Source organism: Mucilaginibacter sp. MD40 (genome assembly GCF_002288635.1).
GTDB lineage: Bacteria > Bacteroidota > Bacteroidia > Sphingobacteriales > Sphingobacteriaceae > Mucilaginibacter.
Map to the genome: position 1 here is coordinate 1,395,522 of NZ_NRSW01000001.1, position 26,288 is coordinate 1,421,809.

Sequence of the window (26,288 nt, forward strand, 5' to 3'; positions counted from 1 at the left end):
CTAAATCCTCTCCAAAGGAGAGGACTTTACAAGGCTGGCGTTTTAGAACCCTCTCCTCTGGAGAGGGCAGGGTGAGGCTTCTTGGATTTGTGTTTTTATAAGCCTCACCTAAATTCTCTCCAAAGGAGAGGACTTTGAAAAAGAACTAATTAGAACCCTATCCTCTGGAGAGGTTAGGGTGAGGCTTCTAAAACGCTTCCCCCAATCCCACATAAAAACCGCTTTGCCTGCTTTCGCCGGGGCGTTTTTCGCCAACGCCGTAGTCCATGCGTACGCTGAGGCCTTTTTGTACGTCAAAGAAATAGCGCAGGCCGCCGCCATAGTTGGGTTTTAGCTGGCGGGTATCAAAGTCGGTATGGAAAACCTCGCCGGTACCGGCAAAGCCTACAATGCCAAAACGCTCGGTAAAGCGGTAACGCAGTTCAGTTTGCCCGGCCAGATAATTACGGTCGCGAAAACGGCCGTTATAATAACCACGCATCATTTCGTCGCTCCCCAGGGCGGGCAGCAAGTAAAAAGGCGAGGCGCTGCCCGTGAGGTTCTGGCTTTGTATGTTAAAACCTAATACCAGCTTTTTACCCAGGCTAAAGAACTGGGCCAGTTCCATGTTCAGCAGGCCGCCATGGTAGCCGCTGCTGTTGCCAACACCATTCATGTAATTATAGTAGCTGGTAAACAGTGTGCCTTTGGTGGTATAGGTGTTGTTATTACGGTTATCAAATATTAAGGTAGGGCCTACGTAGAGGATATTACCGCCGCTTTTGTCTTGTATGGCAGGGTCGGTGTCAAATATGCCGCCCGGTTCCTTATCTGTAAAGCGGTAGTAGTAGCCGCCGCCCACCAGGCCGGCGTAAATATGGCTGCCCAGTTTCTTTTCGGCGGTAAACGTGATCCGCAGGCGTTTCTGCCCTAGTCGGTCGGCATCGGCTTTGGCGGTGTTGTTGCCAATGCCATAAAAATCAAACGGAAAATTAATGTAATTAATAGCGCCGGTAAAATGGTAGCGGTTGCCGGGTGTCCAGTAGCTGCTGCTCAGGTTTAAGCGGCTTTGGCCTTTGGTAGTAATGGTAGCGTAGGCGAATATGTTAGATACGCGGGTGTACCGGCTGGCCGTATCGGTATAAAACGAGTAGAGGCCCGAGCCGCCTATTTCTAAACCGGTTTCGGGTGCCGAGCTTAGCACGGGCAGCAACACAAAACTGGGGCGGCGGGAGGTATCTCTCTCAAAATACATGCGCCTAATAAATTTGGGTAGCAGGTGGGTTTGAGCGAAGGCCGGGGCAAAAAATAATAGGAAGAGCGCTATAAGGGTAAGATGTTTTTTCATGTGGTATAATGCCAAAGGTAAATGTTAAGGCATTGTTTTACCCGAATTTGTAATTTAAAATTCTGGTGTGCGCAAAATAGCTACTTTTGCAAAATAATTTAGAGCAATAAAAATGAGTACATCAAAAGGCCCTATTTCTCAGTTTATTGAGAAAAACTACCTGCATTTTAACGCAGCAGCTTTGGTTGATGCAGCCAAAGGTTACGAAACCCACCTTACCGAAGGTGGCAAAATGATGGTGACACTTGCGGGTGCCATGAGCACTGCCGAGTTAGGTATTTCGCTTGCCGAAATGATACGCCAGGGCAAAATCGACATTATATCATGCACAGGAGCCAACCTCGAGGAAGATATCATGAACCTGGTGGCGCACTCGCACTACAAACGTGTTCCAAACTACCGCGATTTGAGTCCGCAGGATGAGTGGGATCTGTTAGAGAACCACTACAACCGCGTAACCGATACCTGTATACCCGAAGAAGAAGCTTTTCGCCGTTTGCAAAAGCATATCCATAAAATATGGAAAGATGCTGACGATGCAGGTGAGCGTTATTTCCCGCATGAGTATATGTATAAGATATTGTTGAGCGGCGAACTGGAGCAGTACTACGAGATAGACCCTAAAAACTCATGGATGCTGGCCGCTGCCGAGCGTAACCTGCCAATTGTGGTACCGGGATGGGAAGATTCAACCATGGGTAACATCTTCGCTTCATACGTGATCAAGGGCGAACTTAAAGCTTCGACCATGAAAAGCGGTATCGAATACATGGCATGGCTGGCTGATTGGTATGTGAAAAACTCGGAAGGGAAGGGGATAGGTTTCTTCCAGATAGGCGGTGGTATTGCCGGTGATTTCCCTATTTGCGTAGTACCAATGCTTTACCAGGATATGGAAATGGAGAACATCCCGTTCTGGAGCTATTTCTGCCAGATATCTGATTCAACTACATCTTATGGTTCTTATTCAGGCGCGGTGCCTAATGAGAAAATTACCTGGGGCAAGCTGGATATAGATACCCCTAAATTTATTGTAGAAAGTGATGCTACCATTGTAGCGCCATTGATATTCGCCTGGATATTGGGCCAATAATTAGAACGATTCGTATCTGATACAACAAAGCCCTTAAATTTTAAGGGCTTTGTTGTTTTAAGGCTATCCTATAGATAATATTCAGACGGCTTTTGCGGTGTTCCAAAAGCGTTCCGTTACAGTTTCCAAAAGCGTTCCGCACGGAACGCTTTTGACTTTTAGTTAAGGGCTTATTTATTAGGCGTTTACAGCAGCTACTTGTAGCCGGCCTTACGTTATATGCGCGTTTAGTTGTCTGTTAATTTATTAGTATTCAATATGTTCCGTTTGTCCCATTTTTCTATAGTACTTTAGTGGAACGCCGGTAAGTGCGGGGGATGAATTTGCCTTCGATCATCACAAAAGCTAAAACTAAACAAGGCTTATCAGGTTATTTACCGGGCTTTTGGGTATACCAACAAGGAGCGACCAAATCGCTTTACAGATATTAAAAGAATTATTTATTTAAAAAAATGCTTCTGACCATCATTTTTTTTGTTCTAAATCAATGGAATATCAAAAAAGCCATTTAAGCAAGTTTCAGGCGGTTTTCAGTTCAATTTAGAACGATTATAAATTAGATATTGGTGTCATTATATTGTCAGCGATAGTGTATAAAGTTATACTTTTGTGCCTGAAAAAGTGGCTAAAACATACATCAACACTACGGTTTAACACTTAAAATAAAAACTTATTTAGCATAAATACACTTTATGAGAAATATCTCATTGATTCTTAAACAGTTTTCAAGGTCGGTTTTACTGGTTGCCGGTTTGGCTGTTTGTGGGTTTAGCGCCCATGCACAGGCAGATGCCGCCAAAGGTGAAGCTTTATTCAAGGCCAAATGTACGGCATGTCATAAAATTGATGTGCGTATGACCGGCCCGGCCTTAGGTCCGCAGCTTACTCAGGAAACCGATGACGCTTATCTTACCAAGTGGATTCAGAATAACCAGGCGTTAATCGCTGCAAAAAATCCAAAAGCGTTAAAGATCTACAACGAGTTTAACCAGGCCGGCATGACCGTGTTCTCTGAGTTAAGCGATGCCGATGTAGGTAACATTATTACCTATGTACGCACCGAGTGGAAAAAAATGCAGGATGAGAAAGCGAAAGCTCCTGCCGGTGGTAGCGCAACTACAGAAGATCAGGGCCCAAGCTCGGTGATCATCTGGGGTTTACTGGGTGTTATCGTTATCGCTTTCATCGTTATCCTTGTTTTAAACAAAGTTATCGCAACTCTTGAGCGTTTATTGCTTAACAAAGGCGGTGTAGCTTTAATTGAAGAAAGCGAAGATGATGAAGCGGCTAAAGCAAAAGCTAACCGCGCGGAAGTATTCAAAAAGCTGATCAAGAATAAGAAACTGGTATTCTTTGTAGTGCTTTGCGGTACCATCGCTTTAGGTAGCTGGCAGTGGGTAACCATGTGGAATACCAACGTACACCAGGGTTATCAGCCGGTGCAGCCTATTAAATACTCTCACGAGTTGCACGCTGGTGCCATGAAGATCGAGTGCCAGTATTGCCACGTAGCGGCTTTCAAAGGTAAAAACGCTTCGATCCCGTCATTGAACATCTGTATGAACTGCCACAAATCAGTTAAAACAGAATCGCCTGAGATCCACAAGATCTATGACGCGCTGGGTTATGATCCTAATACAGCTAAATACGATAGCACTAAAGCTAAACCAATACAGTGGGTACGTATACACAACCTGCCGGACCTGGCTTACTTTAACCACTCACAACACGTTAAGGTTGGTGGTATCAAATGCCAAACCTGCCACGGCCAGGTACAGGAGATGAAAGAGGTTTACCAATACTCTCCGCTTACCATGAAGTGGTGTATACAGTGCCACAGACGTACCGAAGTTAACGGTAAAGGTAACGCTTACTATGACAGCATACTTGCCGCTCATGACAAGATCAAGAAAGGCGAAAAAGTTACCGCGGCCGTATTAGGTGGTATCGAGTGCGCTAAGTGCCATTATTAATTCATCAAGAACGTAGCATTACAGTTTATATAACGTAAATGGATAGCAATAAAAAATACTGGAAAGGTTTAGAAGAACTAAACAATACACCAGAATTTGTTGAGAAAAACAGACACGAATTTGCCGAGCCCATTCCTATCGAGGAAGTGCTGAGCGGTGGTGGCTTATCAGCCAAAACCCCTCGCCGCGATTTCCTGAAGGCATTAGGCTTTGGTGTGGGTGCGGTTACTTTAGCGGCTTGCCAAAAAGTACCTGTACACAAATCCATCCCATACTTAATTAAACCAGAAGAGGTAACTCCGGGTGTAGCCAACTACTATACCTCTACTTTTGAAGGTAACGCCATCCTGGTTAAAACACGTGAAGGTCGCCCTATTAAAGTAGAAGGTAACCCGAATGACCTGTTATCAAAAGGCGGTTTGAGCGCCCAGGCACAGGCTTCAGTACTTGACCTTTATGATAATACCCGTGTGCAGGACCCTATGATGGATGGTTCTACAACAGGTTGGGCACAGGTTGATGCTTTTGTAAAAAGCGAGCTTGCAGCTATTGCGGCTGCCGGTAAAACCATCAGCATTGTATCGGCTACCAAATCAAGCCCGTCTACACAGGCTGTTATTGCTGATTTCATTACCAAATACCCTACCGCTAAGCATGTAACTTATGACGCGGTATCTTACACTGGTATCATTAAAGCTAACCAAAACAGCTTTGGTAAAGCGGTATTGCCTCATTACAATTTTGATAAAGCTGACGTGATTGTAAGCTTCGGCGCTGATTTTCTGGGTACCTGGATCTCTGGCGAAGAGTTTACACGCCAATATGTATCTAACAGGAACGGCAAATCTCTTGAAGAGAAAAAAATGTCGCGCCACATACAATTTGAGAGCGGCATGAGCATGACCGGTACTAACGCCGATGCCCGTATCGCTATAAAACCTTCAGAAGAAGGCTTGGCACTGGTTAACCTGTACAACGCTATCAGCGGTACTACTTTACCAGGCTCTAAAAAATTAACTACTCCTAATGCCGATAAGGTAATTACACTTGTAGCAAAAGAATTGCTTGCTGCCAAAGGCCGCGCGTTAGTTGTTTGCGGTTCAAATGATGTAGCTACACAGGTGCTGGTAAATGCTATTAACTCACTGTTAGGCAGCTACGGTACTACTATTGACCTGGATAACCCATCTCGCCAGTACGCTGGTAACGATAGCGATATTGTTGACTTTATTGCTGCAGCAAAACGCGGCGATGTAGGTGCGGCAATATTCCTGGATGCTAACCCGGCTTATGACTACCATTCTGCAGATGCGGTTAAAGAGGCCTTAAAGAAAGTTCGTTTAAAAGTATCTTTCTCAGACCATGCTGATGAAACTGCAGCGCTTTGTAATGTAGTTGCGCCTAATCACCATTACCTGGAATCATGGGGTGATGATAGCGTAATTGAAGGATATTACACCGTAATGCAGCCGGCTATTAACCCGGTATACAATACCCGCCAGGCCGAAACCAGCTTATTGATCTGGAGCGACAACGCGGTTAAAGATTACTACACTTACGTTAGAAATAACTGGAATACTAAATTATTGGCTATCGGCGGCCTTTCTGGCCAGGCTGGTTGGGAAACACTTTTACAAACAGGTTTTGTAAAAGCTGCTCCTAAAACAGCTGGTACCTATAGCTTTAACCTTGACCTGAACGCGGTTGCTCAAACCATTTTGAGCCAAAGCGCTAAACTGGCCGAAGGTGTAAGTGTTGACGGTAAGAAATTTGAATTACAGGTTTACCAGAATAACGCTATGCGCGATGGTAAACGTGCCAATAACCCATGGTTACAGGAGCTTCCTGATCCGGTATCTAAAGTTACCTGGGATAACTTTGTGGCCATGTCTGCCACAGATGTTAAAAAATTAGGTTTGGATGAGTTTGGCGTAGTAAAAGTAACTGCTAATGGTTATACTGTTGAACTGCCTGTACTTTCACAACCGGGTCAGGCACAGGGTACTATATCTATAGCTGTAGGTTACGGCCGTACAGCAGCGGGTAAAGTAGGTAACAACGTAGGGAAAAACGCTTATCCGTTCTACAGCTTCCGTAATGGTACGTTCCAAACTACCGCGCAGGCTGCTTTAGAGGTAACCGGCGATGTGTTCCCGTTATCACAAACACAAACACACCACTCATACGAAGGCCGTAACGTTATCCGCGAAACTTCTTTCGCTGAATACAAAAAGAACCCTGCTTCGGGCAAACACGAAGAAGGCGAACACAAGAAATACGACCTTTGGGAAAATACCAATAACGACCGCATCCACGCGCGCCCTGTTTATGACTGGGTAATGGCTATTGACCTGAATGCTTGTACCGGTTGCGGTGCCTGCGTTGTAGCTTGTAGCGCCGAAAATAACGTGCCTGTTGTTGGTAAAGAAGAAGTAGGCCGCCGTCGTGAGATGCACTGGATACGTATTGACCGCTATTATAGCTTTAATAACGACAGTGTGCATGGTGGTGTAACTAAAGAGAAAGAAATTGACAAGCTGGACAACTATGATAACGTTACTGTTGTTCACCAGCCAATGCTTTGCCAGCACTGCGACCACGCACCTTGCGAAACGGTGTGCCCGGTATTAGCAACTGTACACTCATCAGAAGGCTTAAACCAAATGGCTTATAACCGTTGCGTAGGTACACGTTATTGCGCTAACAACTGCCCATATAAAGTACGCCGCTTTAACTGGTTTAACTACTGGAACGATTCTCGTTTTGATAACTACCTGAACAATGAGCATACTCAATTGGTGTTAAACCCTGATGTTACTACACGTTTCCGTGGGGTAATGGAAAAATGCTCAATGTGCGTACAACGTATACAGGCAGGTAAGCTGAAAGCTAAAATGGAGAAACGTCCGCTGCAGGATGGTGAAATTAAAATGGCTTGCCAGCAAACCTGCTCGGCTAATGCTATCATCTTCGGTAACAGGAATGACAAAAACTCTGAAGTGTACAAAGCACTGCAAAGCGAAAGAACATACTATGTACTTGAAGAGCTTAACGTACAACCGGGTATTGGTTACCAGGTAAAAGTTAGAAACACCGGAACTGAAACAACATTGGCTTAAATTTTACAACGAGATATATCATAACATATGGCTCATCATCATGAATCGATAATCAGGGAACCGTTAATGACAGGCAAGGACATGACCTATGCCCGTATCACTAACGAGATTTTGTTACCTGTAGAGAATAAACCAAACAAAGCCTGGTGGATCGGCTTCGTAGTATCTGCATTAGGCGCTTTGTTATGGGTAGTATCCATCAGCTTAACCTTTTGGTATGGTTTGGGCGAGTGGGGCTTAAACAAAACTGTAGGCTGGGCATGGGACATCACCGGTTTCGTATGGTGGGTAGGTATCGGTCACGCCGGTACGCTTATCTCGGCGGTGTTATTGATCTTCGGCCAAAACTGGCGTAACTCTATTAACCGTTCTGCCGAGGCGATGACCATCTTCGCGGTAATTTGCGCCGCCACATACATTGTAGCGCACATGGGCCGCCCCTGGTTAGCTTACTTTACCTTACCACTGCCAAACCAGTACGGTTCACTTTGGGTAAACTGGAACTCGGCGCTGATGATGGACGTGTTCGCGATCTCAACATACTTCTCCGTATCATTATTATTCTGGTATACTGGTTTGTTGCCTGATATCGCTTCTATCCGCGACCGCGCTAAAGGCTTACGTCGCCGTATATATTCTATACTGTCATTCGGCTGGACAGGTTCATTAAAAACCTGGCAGCGTTTCGAGACCGTGTCATTGATCCTGGCCGGTATCTCTACCCCATTGGTACTTTCGGTACACACCATCGTATCTTTCGACTTTGCTACATCACTGGAACCAGGATGGCACACTACCATCTTCCCTCCATACTTCGTTGCGGGTGCTATCTTCTCAGGTTTCGCTATGGTGCAAACCCTGTTACTGGTAACCCGTAAAGTATTAGGCCTGGAGAACTATATCACCATGTTCCACATCGAATCGATGAATAAGATCATCATGCTTACCGGTTCAATTGTGGGTGTGGCTTACATCACCGAGTTCTTTATTGCATGGTACTCACAGGTTGAGTACGAGCAATACGCTTTCATTAACCGTGCAACCGGTCCGTACTGGTGGGCGTACTGGAGCATGATGAGCTGTAACGTAATTTCTCCTCAGCTTTTCTGGTCAAGCAAGCTGCGCAGAAGCATTCCATTCTCATGGGCGCTTTCAATTGTGGTAAACATCGGTATGTGGTTTGAGCGTTTCGTAATTATCGTAACCTCACTACACCGCGACTATATCCCTTCAAGCTGGGCTATGTTCTATCCAACCTGGGTTGACGTAGGCGTATTCATTGGTTCAATAGGCGTGTTCTTCACCCTGTTCCTGTTGTTCATCCGCGTATTGCCTTCAGTAGCTATCGCCGAGGTGAAACTGTTGCTGAAAACTGCAAGTGAGCAGGCTAAAATGAAACAGATAAAAGAAGGTCACCTGGAACCTGCTGAAGTTCAGTATTACAAAGAGTCGTTAACCAAGTATGACAGCGTTGATATGGCTGACTACGAAAAAGTATAATCATGAGCAAGACTAAATTTATATTGGGCTGTTTTGATGATCCTGACAACATGATGCAGGGCATCACCAACTTACAAAAGAATAGCGTACCTATTTATGACGTTTACACCCCAATGCCTATACATGGTATTGAGGCTAAAATGGGCGTTAAGGATTCACGCTTGGGTTACGCTGCGTTTTGCTTTGGTTGCCTTGGTGCTACCGTAATATTCAGCATTGTGTATTATACCCTGGTGCACGATTGGCCACAAAATATTGGTGGTAAACCAAGCTTTGCCATGCCTGACTTTGTACCATTCACTTTTGAGTGGACCATATTATTCACCGCGTTTGGTATGACGATCACCTTTTTTGCAGCTACGCACCTTTTCCCCGGCCGTGCGCCGCGTGTGATGGACCTGCGTGCTACTGACGACCGCTTTATTATAGCAGTTGACGCGAAAGGTAACATCCCTCATGACGATATTACTAATTTATTAAAAGAAGCAGGAGCTGTAGAAGTTAAGCATAACGAAAGGAAATATGTTAGCTATGAATAAAATTAAAGTATTGGGCACAACAGCTTTTGTTATTGCTGCATCAATAATAATTACATCGTGCAAGGATAAGCGCAGCACAGGTTGGGAGTATGCTCCTAACATGTATGAGCACACCGCTTATGAGTACGACCAACCTAACAATAACTTTAAGGATGGCAAAACCGCGCAGGTGCCGCCTGCAGGTACCATTCCGGTAGGCTTTAAACGCTTTGATTATCCTAATACCAAAGACGGTTATGAACTTGCCGGTACGGAAGTGAAAAATCCGCTGGCCGCAACACAAGGTAACCTGGAAGACGGTAAAAAGCTGTTCACTACCTTTTGCTCGCCTTGCCATGGTATAAACGGCCAGGGTGATGGTTTAGTTGTACAGCACGGATATCCGCCACCGCCATCATACTCTAAGGGGCAATCATCACGCGGTGGTGCTATGAAAGATCTTACTGATGGTAAAATCTATCATACTATAACTTATGGTGTAAACGCAATGGGTTCATACGCATCTCAGGTTGCACCAGAAGAACGCTGGAAAATTGTGATGTATGTACACCATTTACAAACTTTATAAGATTATTGATTAATGAAGACTCATAATAATTTTGACGAACGTTTTGAATTTACAGGCACTGCCAAAACCATTAGTTTGGTGGGTATTGTACTTGGTGTTATTGGCATAGCGTTCGGTTTTATTTCAGGTGGCGACCACATACAGCGCGTTTATAGCAACTTATTGCTGATGGGCTACTTTTTTGTGTGCGTTTGCCTTGCCGGTATATTTTTCAGTGCTTATAATTATGTGGCACAGGCTGGCTGGTCGGCATCGTTAATTCGCATACCGCAGGCATTTGCAAAGGTGTTGCCTATCGCAAGCATCATCCTGATATTAATTATCACTGCTGGTTTACTGCATACACATACGGTTACCGAGAATGGCAAAACCGAAACAGTACCTTACCTGTATGCGCATTGGGCAGCTCACGGTATAACCACACCCGGAAGCGAAAACTTTGATGCCATTATCTATGGTAAAAAAGGTTTCTTAAATATTCCGTTTTTCTATGGTGTATTAATTGTGTTTTTGGGTGTTTACAGCTTTTTAGGTATAAAAATGGCTAAGTTCTCTGAAGCTGAAGACACAGAGGGCGGCATGGCTAACTATGATAAGATCTTCAAATACGCCTGTATATTCCTGGTAATATTTGGTTTCACCTTCCCGATATTCGCTTTTGGTGTGATCATGTCATTAGAAGCACACTGGTTCTCAACCATGTTTGGCTGGTACAATTTAGCTGCTATGCACGTAAGTGGTTTAGCCGTTATTGCCCTGGTGATCATCTACCTTCAAAAACGTGGTTATTTCACATGGTTAAACGAAAATCACCTGCATGATTTAGGTAAGCTGATCTTCGGTTTCTCTATTTTCTGGTGCTACGTTTGGTTCGCGCAGTTCTTCCTAACCTGGTATGCTAACATGCCTGAGGAATCTGTTTACTTCTACAAACGTTGGGAGCCTGAATACAAATGGTGGTTCTGGTTAAACATTGTACTTAACTTCCTTGCTCCGCTGTTGCTGTTAATGTCAAGAGATGCAAAACGTTTAAGCAACCGTGTAATGTGGACCTGTATAGTGCTTATTGCCGGCCACTGGTTAGATTATTACCTGATGATCATGCCGGGTACAGTTGGTGAACACAGGGGATTCTTTATTGAGGAAGTATTTACTTTTGCAGGCTTTGCAGGTTTATTCTTTTACCTGGTTATGGGCAAAATTGCTAAAGCGCCGTCATTGGTTCCTAAAAAGCACCCATTCCTGCAAGAGAGCTTACACCATCACAGATAATAATTGTTAAATTTGCTAACTGGATAAAGCATTTTCAAATAACCAATAAAATGGGATTCAAAAATCTATTTAATACTAAAAAAATACTTTCGCTTATAGCTGTATTTATGCTGTTAGGTACAAGCGTACTTTTCGCCCAGGATGCAGCATCAGCCGGAGCAAGCGCTTCGCCAGCTACTGACGCTGCCGCAAAGGATACCGGCCTGCCTACAGCAGGTTATTATATCCTGATGTTCCTGGTGGTATGCTTTTTCATTGGCATTATAGGTAAAGTATTTCGTGTTTACGACCTTACCCAGCAAATAAGAGGCAAAAAGCCGCTTAACTGGAATAATGTGATGGGTGTAATGTGCATCATATTCCTGGTAGCAGGTTTATACGGCGCATACTGGTCTTTCACGGTACAGGGCAGCATGATATTACCTGCAGCAGCATCTGAGCATGGTGGTATCCTGGATAAGATGTTCTGGACTACTACCGGCATCACCATGACGGTATTTTTCATCACACAGATATTATTGTTCACCTTCCTGTTCAGATACCGTTACAATGCTAAACGTCGCGCGCACTTCCTGCCGCACAACAACACCATTGAAAAGGTTTGGACAATTGCCCCGGCTATCGTATTAACCGTGTTGGTTATCTTCGGTTTCTTTACCTGGAAAAGTATTACCAACAGTGTTGATGCTAAAGGCGAGCCTGCTTCAATTAACATTGATATTACCGGCCACCAGTTTGCATGGGAGTTACGTTATCCTGGTAAAGATGGCCGTTTAGGTAAAACCAGCTATAAACTGGTTAATGGTTCTAATAAGTTGGGTATCAACTTTAAAGATAAATACAGCTACGATGACCTACAGGCTGATACCATGGTTATCCCTGTAAATAAATCTGTAAGGTTAAATATCCATGCGCAGGATGTAATCCATAGTGTGTATATCCCTGCATTCCGTGTGCAGTTGAACGCTGTTCCCGGCCTGCCAACCTTCTTTAAATTCAAGCCGATCATGACTACCGCGCAGATGCGTGCCAAATTGGATAAACCTACATTTGAGTATGAGGTATTATGCAACAAAATTTGCGGTGGTAGCCACTATAACATGAAAAAAGTTGTACGCGTAGTTACCGAGGCCGAATATCAGGCCTGGTTAGCTCAGCAAAAGCCATATCTTACAGATCAGCTTAAGAAAGATCTTAAGTTTGCAACTACTGAAGATAGCAAGCAGGTACAACAAAACAGGTTAGCGTTAAATAATTAATACAAAAAGATTAGCGAGTATGTCAACATTATCAGTTCACGATCATAGCGTAGCACACCACGAGGAAGATCACGGACATCACCACCATAAAGAAACGTTCATATCTAAATATATATTTAGTATGGACCATAAAATGATTGCCAAGCAATTCCTGATCACAGGTATTACTATGGCGGTTATTGCCATGATCTTGTCTATCCTGTTCAGGATCCAGCTGGCTTACCCTGATAAGGCGTTCCCTTTAATGGAAACATTGCTGGGCCGTTTTGCACCGGGTGGCCGTTTGGATTCTAACTTTTACCTGGCGCTGGTTACCATACATGGTACCATCATGGTATTCTTCGTGTTAACAGCCGGTTTGAGCGGTACTTTCAGTAACCTGCTTATTCCATTGCAGTTAGGTGCCCGCGATATGGCATCACCATTTATGAACATGCTTTCTTACTGGTTCTTCTTTTTAGCCAGCGTGATCATGTTATCATCATTTATGGTTCAAAAAGGCCCTGCAAGCGGTGGCTGGACGATCTACCCTCCATTATCTGCTTTACCAAAGGCTATGCCAGGCTCAGGTATGGGTATGACGCTTTGGCTTACCAGTATGGTATTGTTCATCGCTTCATCATTAATGGGTGGTATCAACTATGTAAGTACCGTATTAAACATGCGTACCAAAGGTATGGACCTTTGGAAAATGCCTTTAACTATCTGGGCATTCTTCTTAACCGCTATCCTGGGTATCTTATCATTCCCTGTATTAGTTGCAGGTGTAGTATTGTTAATATTTGACCGTAGTTTTGGTACAAGCTTCTATTTATCAGAAATTGTATTGAACGGTTCACAAGTACAACCTTTTGAAGGTGGTAGCCCAATCCTGTTCCAGCACTTGTTCTGGTTCCTGGGTCACCCTGAGGTATATATCGTAATTATGCCTGCGATGGGTATATCATCAGAGGTAATGTCGGTTAACTCTCGTAAACCTATCTTTGGTTACCATGCAATGGTTTACTCGCTTATCGGTATCACCGTATTATCATTCATTGTATGGGGGCACCACATGTTCGTTACAGGTATGAATCCGTTCCTGGGCGGTGTGTTCATGATCACCACATTGATCATCGCGGTACCTTCAGCGGTAAAAACGTTTAACTGGCTGGCTACCCTTTGGAGAGGTAATATCCGTTTCACAGCGGCCATGTTATTCGCTATCGGTATGGTGTCGTTCTTTATCTCTGGTGGTTTAACCGGTATCTTCCTGGGTAACGCCGCTTTGGATATCAACCTGCACGATACTTACTTCGTAGTAGCTCACTTCCACTTAGTAATGGGTTCGGCGGCTATATTTGGTATGCTTGCCGGTGTTTACCACTGGTTCCCTAAAATGTTCGGCCGCATGATGAACGAGCGTTTAGGTTACCTGCACTTCTGGTTAACATTTATTGGCGCTTACCTGGTATTCTTCCCAATGCACTTCATGGGCTTGGATGGCGTTCCACGTCGTTACTATGCTTTCACCGAGTTTGAGTCAATGAAACAGTGGTTGTCAGTTAATACCTTTATCACTTGGGCAGCTATTATGGCGGCAGTAGCGCAGTGCGCGTTCCTGTTCAACTTTGTTTACTCTATATTCTTCGGTAAAAAAGCCACACAAAACCCTTGGGAAGCTAATACCCTTGAGTGGACTGCTCCAGTTGAACATATCCACGGCAACTGGCCGGGAGAAATTCCGTCAGTATACCGTTGGCCATATGATTACAGCAAACCTGGCGCCGACGAAGACTTTATACAACAAACTGTTCCGCTTTCACAAACCATGAGCTCAAACCTTCCGCATGACTTTGAGGATAATCCTACAGGTCTTGAGGAGCATGCTAAATGGGCAAGTACTCAACAAAGCAACGAGCAGGTTAAGTAATAAAAATACTGATCTCTGATCTTTAGGGTATCTGTTTAAGTCCTAAGTCTTAAGTATAAGTCCTGAGTTGTTAAACAGACTTTCGACTTGAAGCTTTGAACTTTACGACTTTAAATAGATACCCTTGTTTTTTAGGAATAATCTAAATGGGCATAAAAGCATCCGGTAACAATATATTCATTAAGCTCAACCTGATTACTATCATACTCTTATTTGTATTGATATTGGCAGGAGGGGTGGTGCGCAGCACCGGCTCGGGTATGGGTTGCCCTGACTGGCCTAAATGTTTTGGCCGCTATATACCGCCAACCAGCCTCTCAGAATTACCTGCAAATTATAAAGATACCTATGTGCAAAAGCGTATGGACAAAAACCAGCGCTTCGCTAAAATGCTGGATATTTTTGGCTATAGCCAACTGGCTATGCGTATTCGTAATGATAAATCTATACTGGTACCTGAAGAATTTAACACTGCCCGTACCTGGACGGAGTATATCAACCGCTTGATCGGTGCTATATCCGGAGTATTCTTATTGTTATGTGCCGTTTATTCATTTAAATATCGCAAAACCAATAAGCTCATCATCTTTTTAAGCGTGTTCAATTTGTTTCTGGTAGGCTTTCAGGGGTGGTTAGGTTCTATTGTGGTGTCAACCAATTTGGTAGCCTGGATCGTTACGGTACACATGTTACTTGCATTGGCAATATTGGCTATTAGTATAGCTACTTATCATATGGCTAAAGTGCAGGGGCGTTATAAAGTTACCGTGAAGCCGCTGGTGCAGGTGCTTACTTTAATTGTATTAGCGATAAGCGTACTGCAAATAACATTTGGTACAGAAGTGCGTGAAAAAGTAGATGCTGTAGCTACACATTTGGAAGGCAGCTATCGCGATAGCTGGGTGAAGCGTGCCGGCGATATATTTACGCAACATCGCGACATAGCCCTGGTAGTACTGGCGCTTAACCTTATTTTATACGCGCTTATCCGCAAGCAATTTAACAGGCACGCCGTGCAGCAACAACTTATGAGCTTTACGTTTCTCATGATCATGCTGCAAATTATTACCGGCATATCCTTATCGTATTTCGCTTTGCCTCCTTTTGCGCAGGCATCGCACATTGTGCTGGCCAGTTTAATGTTTGGCGCCCAGTTTTATTTATTGTTGAACCTGTTTAAATCAGAAAACGTGCAGGGGGCGGGGCAATGAAAGGCAGCGATTTTTCAAAACTCATCAAGTCGCGTTTAACCTTTTTGGTTACGTTCTCGGCTTCCATATCATTTATTATTGCTGTAAAGGCAAATGGTGGCAATACCTGGGGTTCGCTCTACAGTACTACCATGTGGTTAAACTGGATCAAGCTGGTTATCGGCGGTTTCCTGGTAACTTCAGCAGCCAATTGTTTCAATGAGGTAATTGAGGTAAAGTATGATAAGCTGATGAAACGTACGATGGACAGGCCAATGCCTGCAGGGCGCATGACCACCGGTCAGGGGCTCGTTTTGGGTATGGGCATGGGTATCATTGGCACGTACTTATTAGGGTCGCTTAATCTGCTTACTGGGCTTTTGTCGGTGTTTTCTATACTGCTTTACGCCTTTGCTTACACACCGCTTAAACGTGTCAATGGCATGGCCGCGGTTTTTGTAGGAGCTATACCTGGTGCATTACCCGCGTTGATCGGATATGTTGCAGGGCAACCTCACGGGCGTATTGACGAGATTGCTATAATACTGTTCCTGATACAGTTTGTATGGCAGTTTGTGCATTTCTGGGCGATAGCCTGGGTGCTGGATGATGATTATAAGCTGGCTGGTTTCCGGTTATTGCCTACCGCGAAGCGCGACAAAACCAGCGCCCTTGTTACTTTTTTATTCGCAGTGATACTTGTACCGGTGAGTTTATTACCAACTATTTATGGTTATGGTGGTTACTATGTAGGCGGCGTATCATTGATAATGAGTTTGATATTTCTATATCAGGCGTTTAACCTATTACGCACGCTGGAAATAAAAGCTGCGCGTACACTAATGTTTGGATCTTTTTATTACCTGCCTGTAGTGCAGTTAATGTTTTTGTTTGATTTTATTGTAAAGTAAATGGCCCGGATACAACAAGAAGATAAGTTAAACCTGGCACCCAAAAAGTTCAATATGTGGATATTCATATTCACATCATTTATGTTTTTTGCGGCTTTAACCAGTGGTTTTATCGTTTATGCAGGTGGCGGCAAGCATGGCTTAAATTTTAAAATGCCGCCTATATTTTTATACAGCACCCTTATTATAGCGGTGAGCAGCATTAGTATGTTTCTGGCATCAAACGCGGCCAAGCGCCTGCAGTTTGCCAGGCAGCGCCTGTTCCTGTGGGTAACCATTGCACTTGGTATAGCATTTTTTGTTATACAGGTTTATGCGTGGTTAATACTGCTGCCATCAATGGGGGTATATTTCAGCAACCCCAATGCATCACAGTCATTCGTATACGTATTTATATGGATGCACTTATTACACATTTTAGCAGGCTTATTACTCTTAGTTAATACCCTTATCCGCAGCTACCGTAATGTAGCCCAGGTTAAAAATTTGTTTAGTATGCAGATGTCCTCAATATTTTGGCATTTTGTCGATATTATATGGATTTATCTGTATGTTTTTTTACTTTTGAACCAATATTAAAAACACAATGAGTGCACAAGTATCTTCTATTGATGAATTAAAAACAACGCCGTGGGCGGGTGGTAAATCACCTTTCAATGTTGAGTATGGCAAAATGATGATGTGGTTCTTCCTGTTATCAGATGCATTTACCTTCTCATCATTGCTCATCGCTTATGGCGCTTTACGCTTTAGCTCAAGCACCTGGCCTGCTGCCGACCTGATATTCCAGTCTGTTCCGGGCATGATTGACCACGGGGCACCCCTTGTGTTTGTAGGTTTAATGACCTTTATCCTTATCATGAGTTCTGTAACCATGGTACTGGCTGTTGAGGCAGGTCATCGTATGGCAAAAAAGGAAGTAGTAGGATGGATGATCGCTACCATTATTGGTGGTTTCATGTTCCTGGGTTGCCAGGCATTGGAGTGGACACACCTGCACCACGAAGGTTTTTGGTGGGGTAGCATTCCGCATGAGTTAGGCGAGTATTTCCGTAAAGATGAAGCGGTATCAGTAACCAGTACGCACCAGTTCGCTAACCTGTTCTTTACCATTACCGGTTTCCACGGTTTCCACGTATTCAGCGGTGTGGTGATCAATATCATTATCACTATTAACGTGCTTGCCGGTACTTACGAAAAACGCGGCAGCTACCTGATGGTTGAAAAAGTAGGCCTTTACTGGCACTTTGTAGACCTGGTATGGGTGTTTGTATTTACTTTCTTTTACTTAGTTTAAAAATTTAACCTGATATAACATCATGTCATCAGAAAACGCAGAATTAAACCACGACGAGCACGGCGAACACGAATCAATGTCGCGTGGTAAAATATGGAAGGTATTTGCCATATTATTAGGTATTACCGTAATTGAATTTATTATAGCGTTGTGGCTGGTACCAAAAGGACACATTCCTTTGCACTGGGCAAACCCTATTTACATAGTACTTACATTGTTCAAAGCATTTTACATTGTAGCTTACTTTATGCACTTAAAGTTTGAGCGCATTGGTTTAATGATCTCTATTATAGTACCTATACTCTTTATTATTGGTTTAATACTGGTACTAACAAACGAAAGCCATTACTGGACTGAACTAAGATAGAAATGCGTAAAGCTTCTATTGCCAAAAAAATAATGATCCTGGTAGCCATATTAGCGCTACCGGGATTTTTATATTATTTACTAACCGCAAAAGGGAAAAACCGCTATAAGCCACTTCCTTTTTACGGCCCTAAGCAGGTGGCTGCTACCGGGCATAAATTTCATGGTAAGTATATACCCGATACCATCTATCATAAATTAAGCGACTTTAAATTAACCGACCAGAACGGCAAAGAAGTATCGTTTAAAAACTTTGATAAAAAGATATTCATTGCTAACTTTTTTTATACCGGTTGTCCCACTGTTTGCAGCGCGGTAAATAAGAACGTGAGCGAACTGGTTTACGCTTACCGGAAAAACCCTATGGTATATTTCCTTACCATAACTGTTAACCCGGATAAGGATAAGCCCGCTGTGCTGAAACAATACGCGCGACAGTTTGAAGCTACCAATAAGTGGCTGTTTCTTACTGGCGATAACACAGCTATATATAACTTAGCCCGTAAAGGCTTTTTGGTTGATGCCCTGAAGGTACCGGGTAAGGATGAGTTTATTTACAGTGATAAACTGATACTAATAGACGCTGAAAAGCGCATACGCGGTTACTATGCAGGTGCCAGCAATGCCGACATTACCAAGCTTAACGACGAGATAAAGGTGCAGATCGCCGAAGAGCTGCGCAAGGTGGATAAAGCGCTATATTAGAGCCAAGATATTAGAATCAAGAGGCAAGACAAAGCTTCGATATTTATTATAGAATCTTGATTCTTGTATCTTGATTCTTGAATCTACAATAACATGACTGATAAATTCATATTCCGATTTGTTGCCGGCATAACCATATTTGTTATTGCCGTGGTAATTGTACTTAACCGTCATTTAATACCGGGCCCGGCCACGCCGCCAGCCTTTACGCCATATTTGCCCTTGCTCAATGCCATTTTAAATGGTACATGCAGTGTGCTGTTAATGGTATCGCTGTATTACATTAAGCAGGGAAATATTACTATGCACAAGCGCATTAATATTCTTACGTTCTGCTTGTCTTCGTTATTCCTGGTATCGTACATCCTGTTCCATTATTTAATGCGTAACGATACACTTTACGGAGATGCCAATGGCGATGGCGTATTGAACGAGGCTGAAAGGGCTATCGCAGGTACATCACGCAAGGTATACCTGGCAATATTGGTTCCGCACATTGTATTAGCGGCAGGTGTGTTGCCTTTAATATTGCTGAGTTTCTACCGCGGTTTACAAATGCAGGTAGAAAAACATAAGAAATTAGTTAGATGGACGTTTCCTTTATGGTTATTCGTCACAATATCTGGTGTCATCGTATATTTGATGATCAAACCGTATTACCACTTTTAACAGGTTGAAGAAAATGAAAAAGAGCCTTAGATTTTTATACCTGCTGTTAGCCTTCGGGTTAATGGTAACCTCAACTGTAAACGTAAAAGCCCAATGCGCGGCATGTACGGCAGCAGTAGAAACCAATGCCAAAAGTGGCGATGGCGCTACTCATGGTTTAAATAATGGCATTATGTATTTGCTTGCTGCACCGTATCTTGCTGTGGCTGTGCTGGGCGTGATCTGGTACAAAAAGTACCGCCGTAAAAATGTAGACCTTAATATGCGCGGCGAGAAGTTTAATTTAAATTAAGCAGTACACACATCATCTGCCATGCTACAATCACAAACACTCGCTTTTTTAAAAGACCTTGCTGACAATAACAACCGTGATTGGTTTCAGGCCAATAAGGACCGTTACGATCAGTCGCGTGAAGATGTGCTGGCATTTACTTCAAAAGTGATAGCCGGCCTACACAGTATTGACCCGGCCATCAGCCCGGACCTTGACCCTAAAAAGTGTGTGATGCGTATTTACCGCGATATACGTTTCAGCAAAAATAAACTGCCCTATAAAAATAACTTTGGCGTAAGCCTGCCTACCCAGGGCAACAAGAATGGCGGTGTGGAGTATTACCTGCATATACAGCCGGGCAAGTCGTTCATTGCCGGGGGCTACTGGATGCCTGAGGCAGACCACCTCAAGGCTATCCGCCAGGAGATCGACTATAACGCTGCAGACCTTAAGAAGATCATTGATGATAAAGAGTTTGTTAAGCTATTTGGTGATTTCAGGGGGCAGGAACAACTAAAAACCAATCCCAAGGGCTACGATGCCGATAACGAGAATATCGACTTACTGAAATTAAAAAGCTTTATAGCCTGGCATAACTTAACCGATAAAGAAATTACCGGGAAAAACGCTGTAAAAGAAATAACAGATGTTTGCAGTAAAATATATCCTTTAAATGTTTTCCTGCTTAACGCGCTGGCATAACACCTTAACTTTTAAACTATGAAATTCAGACATGTATTTTTCGCCGTTGTGCTTGTTGCCGCGGCACTGCAATCGTGCGTGGTAATGTCGCCCAAAAAGCATAAGGCCCTGCTGGCCGAGCGTGATTCACTATCAGCCCGTACAGCAACGCTGGAGAACCAGGTGGCAGGCCTTGTGGCTGATACCGCGCGTATACGCCGGGAATTGGCTCAGCTAAGATCTAACTACGCCTCGCTTAACAGTAATTACAATGCAAGCTCGTCAAAAGTAACTCAGCTATCCAGCGATCTGCAAAAGCGCGAAGCTCGTTTAAAGGAAGTGGAAGAAATACTGCGCAAACGTGATGAGGCCACTAACGCGCTAAAGGAAAAACTGCAGAAAGCGCTGCTGGGTTTCCAGCAAAGCGGTTTAACGGTTGATATTCGTAACGGCAAAGTATACGTTTCGCTTACGGATAAATTGCTTTTCCCATCAGGTAGTATTGTTATTGACGAAAAGGGTAAGCAGGCGCTTAAACAACTGGCAGCGGTCTTGAACAAAGAACCGGATATCAACATCGCGGTTGAAGGCCATACCGATAACAAGAAGATAAAAAATCTTGGGCAGATAAAAGATAACTGGGACCTGAGCGTGCTGCGCGCTACATCGGTTACCCGCTATCTTACCGAAACGGAAAATGTTGACCCTCACCGTTTAACCGCTACCGGTAAAGGCGAGTTCCAGCCGATTGATACTTCTGAAACTCCTGAAGCGCTATCTAAAAACAGGCGTATAGAGATTGTACTTTCCCCTCGATTGGATGAATTGTATAACCTCATTAGTAAATAACACAAAAAGTCCCTCCCAAAAAATGTGAGGGACTTTTTTGTTTGTAATACCTTTGCCCTTAGCTTAGCGCCAATCAATAAACTTAAATAGCTATGTTAAAGATCGACAGCCACCAGCACTTTTGGCTTTATGACGCGGGTAGGCACGCCTGGATAAATGACGATATGCAGGTATGCCGGCGTGATTTTTTACCTGCCGATCTGCAGCCACTGCTGGCTGAGAATAATATTGCAGGCTGTGTAGCTGTACAGGCCGACCAGACAATTACCGAGAATGATTTTTTGTTGGGGCTTGCGCAACATAACAGTTTCATCAAAGGCGTGGTAGGTTGGGTTGACCTTAAGGATCCCGTGGCCGAAGAAAGCTTACAACATTACCAGGAGATAAAGCTCATGAAAGGTTTTCGCCATGTTTTACAGGGGGAGCCTGATGACCGCTATATGCTTCACCCGGATTTTATGCGAGGGGTAGGTTTGCTTGAGCGATATGGCTTTACTTATGATATACTCATTTTTCCGAGGCACCTGACGTTTGCCGCCGAATTGGTAAAGGCTTTTCCGAACCAGCGTTTTGTGCTAGACCATTTGGCAAAGCCGTTTATTAAGGCAGAGGAGATAACGCAGTGGCAAACAGACATTATCCAACTGGCGCAATATGAAAATGTGAGCTGCAAAATATCCGGTATGGTTACCGAAGCCGACTGGAACCATTGGCAGCCTGCCGATTTTGATCCTTATATGGATATAGTTTTTAACGCCTTTGGTGCCGAAAGGGTAATGTATGGTTCCGACTGGCCGGTGTGTAATGTGGCCGGGGGCTATAACAAGGTTTTCGCCCTGGCGGATAATTATGTTAAAAAGCTAAGCCAGCACGAGCAGGAACGCTTCTGGGGTTTAAATGCTATTAACTTTTATCAACTGCAGGTGTAGGCTTGTAAGGCCATTCCTTTTTTAATTTTGCTTTGCAAAAGTAAACCACTATGCCAATAGATATTGCGCTTAAACCACCCGCTACCATATGCCAGCCGGTTGAAATGAGTATACCTATCCATATCAGTATCGCTAAAAATATGGGTATGGGGAACAGCGGCATCTTATAGGGAAAAACCGCATCGCTTTTTCTGCGGCGCAGCAGGTACAGGCCAAAGGCCTGGGCTATAAATTGCACTACAATGCGCATGGCCAATATAGCGCTGATTACATCGCCCAGCTTAAACAGCAGGCTAAATATAAAAGCGATACCTCCTAAAACCAGTAAAGAAACATAGGGGAAATGCTTGGTAGGATGCAGCCTGGCAAATATCCTGAAAAAAGCGCCGTCGGCAGCGGCGGCGTAAGGGATACGGCTATAACCCAATGTAGCCGAAAATACAGATGAGAACGCTACCAGCAAAACAAGGCAGGTCACAATTTTCGCCGCGGTATCTCCGGCCAGTCGCTCCATAAAGTCGCTTATCACAAACTGGCTGTCCTTAGCCTGGTGCCAGGGTATTACACTTACAACGCTTACATTCATCAGCATATACAAAATGGCTATGCCCGCAATGGACAGGAACATGCTTCGGGGAATGTTACGGCCGGGGTTAATAATTTCACCACCCAGGTGGCAAACATTATAGTAGCCCAGGTAGCTGTAAACGCTTTTTACGCTGGCAAAACCTATGGCTGCTACAAAGCCGTAATTCAATGTAAGCCCATCATTAATGTGTTTAATGGGCGAAAGGAAATTGCCATGCAGCAAGCCCCCGCCAATGATCCATAGCATGGTCACCAAAACGCCTATCCACAATATCATGCTTATTTTGCCGATTGATTCTATACGGCGGTAAAGCAGCGCGATAATACTAATGACCACACCGCCGCTAACCAGCTTAGATGCTATTGGCGACAATGGCAGCAAATAAGATAAGTACGACGCGAAGCCAATAGCCGCCGAAGCGATCACGAGGGGCGCCTGTATCATGGTTTGCCATACAAACAAAAAGCTCATGAGGCGGCCAAGCTTTTGTTTGCCATAGGTTTCTTTCAGGAAATTGTAGGAGCCACCCGCCATAGGGTACGCCGCGCCTAATTCGCTCCATACCATCGCGTCGATAAAAGAAAGCAGGGCACCAGCGAGCCAGGCATATAAGAACCACGGCCCGTTCATCATATGAATGACCATGGGTAACGTAATGAATGGGCCTATGCCCACCATATCGGTCATGTTTATTGCAGTGGCTTGTATTAGGCTAAGGCGCCGTGCCAGTGAGTTTTCAGCCATTGCTAAGGGTACCAGTTAATTTTACAAAAATACAGTTATGCGCTAAGTGCAGAAATTGATTAGGTCAGGCTTATGTAATCACTTGTCGGCGGTTTTCTACTCACATTACTGTGTTTTTGTAACATGCTGTTTACAAATATTTTAAATACTCTAATGTGTGTAACAAGTGTGTTGGTTTAACAATAATTAACACTTGTTTTTAGTGTTCATCAACTACCAACGCTGACATTTATCGGCGTAAAAACATAGCATTTGTATGAAACATATCATTACCCGTTTTAATTTATTACTCCTGGCCCTGGCAATTTGTTTTGCGGCATGCAATAAAGGTACCTCTGAGCAGCTGGTATTACCCCAGATAACCACCAATGACGTGATTGTTGATGCCTCGGGCACACAAGCCTGGACAGGCGGCCTGGTCACCAGCCAAAATGCGCTGGTTACGGAATTTGGCATTTGCTACAGCACGGCCAACCAGCAACCCACTACCGCCGATAACAAGGTAGTTGGAAACTTAAATTCGCACTCTTTTGTGGTAACCTTAAAAGGCCTTACACCAGGCACCACTTATTACGCCCGGGCTTATGCCAGTAACAGCAGTGGTGCCTCATACGGCAGTGTAATACAATTTAAAACAGGTACTGTCGCACCGGCATACGGCACGGTAACAACCTTTGCCGGTTCTATCGCCGGTTATGCTGATGGCAGCGGCCTATCAGCTTTGTTTAACAATCCGCTTGGTACAGTAGTAGATGCGGCTGGTAACCTGTATGTAAGCGATAGTTATAATTGCAGTATTCGTAAAATTACACCAGATGGCATGGTTACTACCATAGCGGGTTCGGGTAGTATTGGCGGCGCAAATGGCACCGAAACCGGGGCATCTTTTTACGCGCCTGCCGGTTTGGCGATAGATGCCGCGGGCAACCTGTATGTGGCCGATTTGGGTAACAACCTTATCCGTAAGGTAACACCCGCAGGCGTAGTTACTACCTTTGCTGGCAGCGGTAATGCCGGCTACACAGATGCTACAGGTACGGATGCAAGCTTTAGTGCCCCATCAGCATTAGCTATGGGCAGCGATGGTAGCCTGTATGTAGCCGATAGCGGTACCGGCCTTATCCGTAAAGTTACGCCCGGTGGTGTGGTAACCACCCTGGCGGGTAATCATACGCAGGGGTATACCAACGCTGTGGGTACCAGTGCTTCTTTTAACAGCCCGAGTGGTATAGCTATTGATGCCACAGGTAATATTTACGTGGCTGAACCTCAAAATCGTGCTATCCGTAAGATTGCCACAGATAACACTGTAACTACTTTTGCAGGTGGCCCCGATTCTACTGTAGCGGCTCCGATAGGAGTGCCACAGGCCATTGCGATAGATGCTGCCAATAATATGTTTATCACAGACGGCAACGGCCGAGTGCTGGAGATCAATAAAGATCATGTACTGTCAGTTGTGGCAGGCTCAAATGCTACAGGCACTACAGATGGCGTAGGCAGCAACGCTATGTTTAGTTCTCCTGCGGGTATAGTAGTGGGCACCAACGGTATTATTTATGTAGCCGATATGAATAATAACCGTATACGGAAGATTAAGCAACAATAGTAAAACCAAACAGGCTCCGTTTCAGCCGAGCCTGTTTGGTTTATAATAATTATTTATGCAGATGCTTACTGCGTAAATATTGAAGCAGTTCTTTTGGCCGGTCTGTTTGTATAACAGCCGCGCCGTGGTTTATAAGCCAGTCCCAGCTATCCTTGGTATTGCCGTCCTCAACTGCCAGGTCATCTTCGTGCCCGGCGTTTAAAGAAGCCCATAAAGCGTTTAGCCAAACACGGGCGCCTGTACGGTTAATAAATTTATTATCTTTTAATACCGATGAGGTGTCGCTTTTAAAGTTGAGTTCAAAAGCCCACGGTTTCATGTGCTGCAGATAATCATTGATGTTAGCCCGGGCATCAGCTTTATCCAGGTTAACAACGGGCATATAAGTAATGCTGTCAATTAAACTGCCATAGCGCTGATGCAACATGGGGTAGGTAACTTCGGCTTTAAAAACAGCCTGTTTTAGCGTACCCGTTTCTTTCAATACGGCATAAGCTTCGCGGTAAAAAGGATAGCTTTTGTCCAGGTTAACCATTACCGGTTTTCCCTTCAATGCCAGCATTACCTCCTTAAAGGTAGGGATAGGGTTGCGGGTAACCCTGCCAAGCCCGTTTTTTAAACCAAATTTACGCAGTTCGGCCAGAGTATAGTCAGACGGGCGGCCTTTACCATTGGTGGTTCGGTCAATGGTTTGGTCGTGCATAATAATGAGAACGCTGTCGCGGGTTTTGCCCAAGTCCAGCTCCACCATATCAACACCCATGGCGGCTGCGTTTTCAAATGCCCTCAACGAATTTTCGGGCGCGTTACGCCAGTCGCCGCGGTGAGCAGTAACCATAACAGTTTTTTGAGCAAATGCCTGCCCTGCACCTAAAAGCAATAAAATAAAAAAGGATCTGATTTTCATATATCG

General features: G+C 44.2%; 24 protein-coding genes. 21 read left to right on the top strand and 3 right to left on the bottom strand.

All coding sequences use genetic code 11. The features are described from left to right. Nucleotides 1-187: 187 nt before the first annotated feature. Complete coding sequence (locus CKK33_RS06235; RefSeq protein ID WP_095703277.1) at nucleotides 188-1,327, bottom strand: polymerase; 1,140 nt, start codon at nucleotides 1,325-1,327, stop codon at nucleotides 188-190. Between the two features lie 112 nt (nucleotides 1,328-1,439). Between CKK33_RS06235 and CKK33_RS06240 the strand changes: the two genes are divergently transcribed. The 20 genes from CKK33_RS06240 (at nucleotide 1,440) to CKK33_RS06335 (ending at nucleotide 22,433) form a co-directional block, all read left to right on the top strand. Beyond that, entirely contained in the window at nucleotides 1,440-2,420 is a 981-nt protein-coding gene (locus CKK33_RS06240) for a deoxyhypusine synthase family protein (RefSeq protein ID WP_095703278.1), read from the top strand. 692 nt (nucleotides 2,421-3,112) lie between these two features. Then, entirely contained in the window at nucleotides 3,113-4,393 is a 1,281-nt protein-coding gene (locus CKK33_RS06245) for a cytochrome c3 family protein (protein WP_095703279.1), read from the top strand. A gap of 38 nt (nucleotides 4,394-4,431) precedes the next feature. Beyond that, on the top strand, nucleotides 4,432-7,512 hold the full coding sequence (locus CKK33_RS06250) for a TAT-variant-translocated molybdopterin oxidoreductase (protein WP_095703280.1): 3,081 nt from the start codon (nucleotides 4,432-4,434) through the stop codon (nucleotides 7,510-7,512). 27 nt (nucleotides 7,513-7,539) lie between these two features. Continuing rightward, nucleotides 7,540-9,012, top strand: a complete 1,473-nt coding sequence (gene nrfD, locus CKK33_RS06255) for an NrfD/PsrC family molybdoenzyme membrane anchor subunit (protein WP_095703281.1) — start codon at nucleotides 7,540-7,542, stop codon at nucleotides 9,010-9,012. A gap of 2 nt (nucleotides 9,013-9,014) precedes the next feature. Next, nucleotides 9,015-9,551: a DUF3341 domain-containing protein gene (locus CKK33_RS06260; protein WP_095703282.1), complete on the top strand. Its 537-nt coding sequence runs from the start codon at nucleotides 9,015-9,017 to the stop codon at nucleotides 9,549-9,551. After that, nucleotides 9,544-10,119 (top strand): cytochrome c, encoded by a 576-nt coding sequence (locus tag CKK33_RS06265; protein WP_369803538.1) that lies wholly within the window; start codon nucleotides 9,544-9,546, stop codon nucleotides 10,117-10,119. The genes CKK33_RS06260 and CKK33_RS06265 overlap by 8 nt, the downstream gene beginning before the upstream one ends. 12 nt (nucleotides 10,120-10,131) lie before the next feature. Next, nucleotides 10,132-11,391, top strand: a complete 1,260-nt coding sequence (locus tag CKK33_RS06270; RefSeq protein WP_095703284.1) for a quinol:cytochrome C oxidoreductase — start codon at nucleotides 10,132-10,134, stop codon at nucleotides 11,389-11,391. A 50-nt stretch (nucleotides 11,392-11,441) separates the two neighbouring features. After that, a complete protein-coding gene (locus CKK33_RS06275; RefSeq protein WP_095703285.1) occupies nucleotides 11,442-12,650 on the top strand; it encodes a cytochrome c oxidase subunit II in 1,209 nt (402 codons plus the stop codon). Nucleotides 12,651-12,771: 121 nt separating this feature from the next. Continuing rightward, complete coding sequence (locus CKK33_RS06280; RefSeq protein WP_369803588.1) at nucleotides 12,772-14,562, top strand: cbb3-type cytochrome c oxidase subunit I; 1,791 nt, start codon at nucleotides 12,772-12,774, stop codon at nucleotides 14,560-14,562. A gap of 146 nt (nucleotides 14,563-14,708) precedes the next feature. Then, the gene (locus tag CKK33_RS06285) at nucleotides 14,709-15,773 is read left to right on the top strand and encodes a heme A synthase (protein WP_095703287.1); all 1,065 of its coding nucleotides are present in this window, start codon (nucleotides 14,709-14,711) and stop codon (nucleotides 15,771-15,773) included. Continuing rightward, on the top strand, nucleotides 15,770-16,663 hold the full coding sequence (locus CKK33_RS06290) for a protoheme IX farnesyltransferase (protein ID WP_095703288.1): 894 nt from the start codon (nucleotides 15,770-15,772) through the stop codon (nucleotides 16,661-16,663). Before CKK33_RS06285 ends, CKK33_RS06290 begins: the two co-directional genes overlap by 4 nt. Beyond that, on the top strand, nucleotides 16,664-17,242 hold the full coding sequence (locus CKK33_RS06295) for a cytochrome c oxidase subunit 3 (protein ID WP_095703289.1): 579 nt from the start codon (nucleotides 16,664-16,666) through the stop codon (nucleotides 17,240-17,242). It begins immediately after the preceding gene. A 7-nt stretch (nucleotides 17,243-17,249) separates the two neighbouring features. Beyond that, nucleotides 17,250-17,960, top strand: a complete 711-nt coding sequence (locus CKK33_RS06300) for a cytochrome c oxidase subunit 3 (RefSeq protein ID WP_095703290.1) — start codon at nucleotides 17,250-17,252, stop codon at nucleotides 17,958-17,960. Between the two features lie 22 nt (nucleotides 17,961-17,982). Beyond that, on the top strand, nucleotides 17,983-18,327 hold the full coding sequence (locus CKK33_RS06305) for a cytochrome C oxidase subunit IV family protein (RefSeq protein WP_095703291.1): 345 nt from the start codon (nucleotides 17,983-17,985) through the stop codon (nucleotides 18,325-18,327). A gap of 2 nt (nucleotides 18,328-18,329) precedes the next feature. After that, on the top strand, nucleotides 18,330-19,031 hold the full coding sequence (locus tag CKK33_RS06310) for an SCO family protein (RefSeq protein ID WP_095703292.1): 702 nt from the start codon (nucleotides 18,330-18,332) through the stop codon (nucleotides 19,029-19,031). Nucleotides 19,032-19,124: 93 nt separating this feature from the next. Then, on the top strand, nucleotides 19,125-19,700 hold the full coding sequence (locus tag CKK33_RS06315; RefSeq protein ID WP_095703293.1) for a DUF420 domain-containing protein: 576 nt from the start codon (nucleotides 19,125-19,127) through the stop codon (nucleotides 19,698-19,700). Between the two features lie 13 nt (nucleotides 19,701-19,713). Beyond that, nucleotides 19,714-19,992, top strand: coding sequence for a hypothetical protein (locus CKK33_RS06320; RefSeq protein ID WP_095703294.1), 279 nt, complete (start codon nucleotides 19,714-19,716; stop codon nucleotides 19,990-19,992). A gap of 21 nt (nucleotides 19,993-20,013) precedes the next feature. Beyond that, nucleotides 20,014-20,676, top strand: coding sequence for a DUF2461 domain-containing protein (locus tag CKK33_RS06325; protein ID WP_095703295.1), 663 nt, complete (start codon nucleotides 20,014-20,016; stop codon nucleotides 20,674-20,676). An 18-nt stretch (nucleotides 20,677-20,694) separates the two neighbouring features. Further along, nucleotides 20,695-21,504 (top strand): OmpA family protein, encoded by an 810-nt coding sequence (locus CKK33_RS06330; RefSeq protein ID WP_095703296.1) that lies wholly within the window; start codon nucleotides 20,695-20,697, stop codon nucleotides 21,502-21,504. A gap of 92 nt (nucleotides 21,505-21,596) precedes the next feature. Then, nucleotides 21,597-22,433 (top strand): amidohydrolase, encoded by an 837-nt coding sequence (locus tag CKK33_RS06335; RefSeq protein WP_095703297.1) that lies wholly within the window; start codon nucleotides 21,597-21,599, stop codon nucleotides 22,431-22,433. Here CKK33_RS06335 and CKK33_RS06340 read toward each other — a convergent pair. Beyond that, complete coding sequence (locus CKK33_RS06340) at nucleotides 22,408-23,766, bottom strand: APC family permease (protein WP_095703298.1); 1,359 nt, start codon at nucleotides 23,764-23,766, stop codon at nucleotides 22,408-22,410. The genes CKK33_RS06335 and CKK33_RS06340 overlap by 26 nt on opposite strands. Nucleotides 23,767-24,022: 256 nt before the next feature. Here CKK33_RS06340 and CKK33_RS06345 point away from each other — a divergent pair, with 256 nt between their 5' ends. Then, a complete protein-coding gene (locus tag CKK33_RS06345) occupies nucleotides 24,023-25,375 on the top strand; it encodes a hypothetical protein (RefSeq protein ID WP_095703299.1) in 1,353 nt (450 codons plus the stop codon). 49 nt (nucleotides 25,376-25,424) lie between these two features. Here CKK33_RS06345 and CKK33_RS06350 read toward each other — a convergent pair whose 3' ends face one another. Then, nucleotides 25,425-26,282, bottom strand: coding sequence for a glycerophosphodiester phosphodiesterase family protein (locus tag CKK33_RS06350; RefSeq protein ID WP_095703300.1), 858 nt, complete (start codon nucleotides 26,280-26,282; stop codon nucleotides 25,425-25,427). Nucleotides 26,283-26,288 lie beyond the last annotated feature (6 nt).

Coding starts and splice junctions, on each gene's coding strand:
- CKK33_RS06310 (WP_095703292.1), top strand. CDS start 18,330: ATGCGTAAAGCTTCTATTGCCAAAAAAATAATGATCCTGGTAGCCATA.
- CKK33_RS06265 (WP_369803538.1), top strand. CDS start 9,544: ATGAATAAAATTAAAGTATTGGGCACAACAGCTTTTGTTATTGCTGCA.
- CKK33_RS06260 (WP_095703282.1), top strand. CDS start 9,015: ATGAGCAAGACTAAATTTATATTGGGCTGTTTTGATGATCCTGACAAC.
- CKK33_RS06295 (WP_095703289.1), top strand. CDS start 16,664: ATGGCCCGGATACAACAAGAAGATAAGTTAAACCTGGCACCCAAAAAG.
- CKK33_RS06305 (WP_095703291.1), top strand. CDS start 17,983: ATGTCATCAGAAAACGCAGAATTAAACCACGACGAGCACGGCGAACAC.
- CKK33_RS06235 (WP_095703277.1), bottom strand. CDS start 1,327: ATGAAAAAACATCTTACCCTTATAGCGCTCTTCCTATTATTTTTTGCC.
- CKK33_RS06330 (WP_095703296.1), top strand. CDS start 20,695: ATGAAATTCAGACATGTATTTTTCGCCGTTGTGCTTGTTGCCGCGGCA.
- CKK33_RS06285 (WP_095703287.1), top strand. CDS start 14,709: ATGGGCATAAAAGCATCCGGTAACAATATATTCATTAAGCTCAACCTG.
- nrfD (WP_095703281.1), top strand. CDS start 7,540: ATGGCTCATCATCATGAATCGATAATCAGGGAACCGTTAATGACAGGC.
- CKK33_RS06350 (WP_095703300.1), bottom strand. CDS start 26,282: ATGAAAATCAGATCCTTTTTTATTTTATTGCTTTTAGGTGCAGGGCAG.
- CKK33_RS06315 (WP_095703293.1), top strand. CDS start 19,125: ATGACTGATAAATTCATATTCCGATTTGTTGCCGGCATAACCATATTT.
- CKK33_RS06250 (WP_095703280.1), top strand. CDS start 4,432: ATGGATAGCAATAAAAAATACTGGAAAGGTTTAGAAGAACTAAACAAT.
- CKK33_RS06335 (WP_095703297.1), top strand. CDS start 21,597: ATGTTAAAGATCGACAGCCACCAGCACTTTTGGCTTTATGACGCGGGT.
- CKK33_RS06245 (WP_095703279.1), top strand. CDS start 3,113: ATGAGAAATATCTCATTGATTCTTAAACAGTTTTCAAGGTCGGTTTTA.
- CKK33_RS06300 (WP_095703290.1), top strand. CDS start 17,250: ATGAGTGCACAAGTATCTTCTATTGATGAATTAAAAACAACGCCGTGG.
- CKK33_RS06345 (WP_095703299.1), top strand. CDS start 24,023: ATGAAACATATCATTACCCGTTTTAATTTATTACTCCTGGCCCTGGCA.
- CKK33_RS06290 (WP_095703288.1), top strand. CDS start 15,770: ATGAAAGGCAGCGATTTTTCAAAACTCATCAAGTCGCGTTTAACCTTT.
- CKK33_RS06325 (WP_095703295.1), top strand. CDS start 20,014: ATGCTACAATCACAAACACTCGCTTTTTTAAAAGACCTTGCTGACAAT.
- CKK33_RS06280 (WP_369803588.1), top strand. CDS start 12,772: ATGGACCATAAAATGATTGCCAAGCAATTCCTGATCACAGGTATTACT.
- CKK33_RS06240 (WP_095703278.1), top strand. CDS start 1,440: ATGAGTACATCAAAAGGCCCTATTTCTCAGTTTATTGAGAAAAACTAC.
- CKK33_RS06270 (WP_095703284.1), top strand. CDS start 10,132: ATGAAGACTCATAATAATTTTGACGAACGTTTTGAATTTACAGGCACT.
- CKK33_RS06320 (WP_095703294.1), top strand. CDS start 19,714: ATGAAAAAGAGCCTTAGATTTTTATACCTGCTGTTAGCCTTCGGGTTA.
- CKK33_RS06340 (WP_095703298.1), bottom strand. CDS start 23,766: ATGGCTGAAAACTCACTGGCACGGCGCCTTAGCCTAATACAAGCCACT.
- CKK33_RS06275 (WP_095703285.1), top strand. CDS start 11,442: ATGGGATTCAAAAATCTATTTAATACTAAAAAAATACTTTCGCTTATA.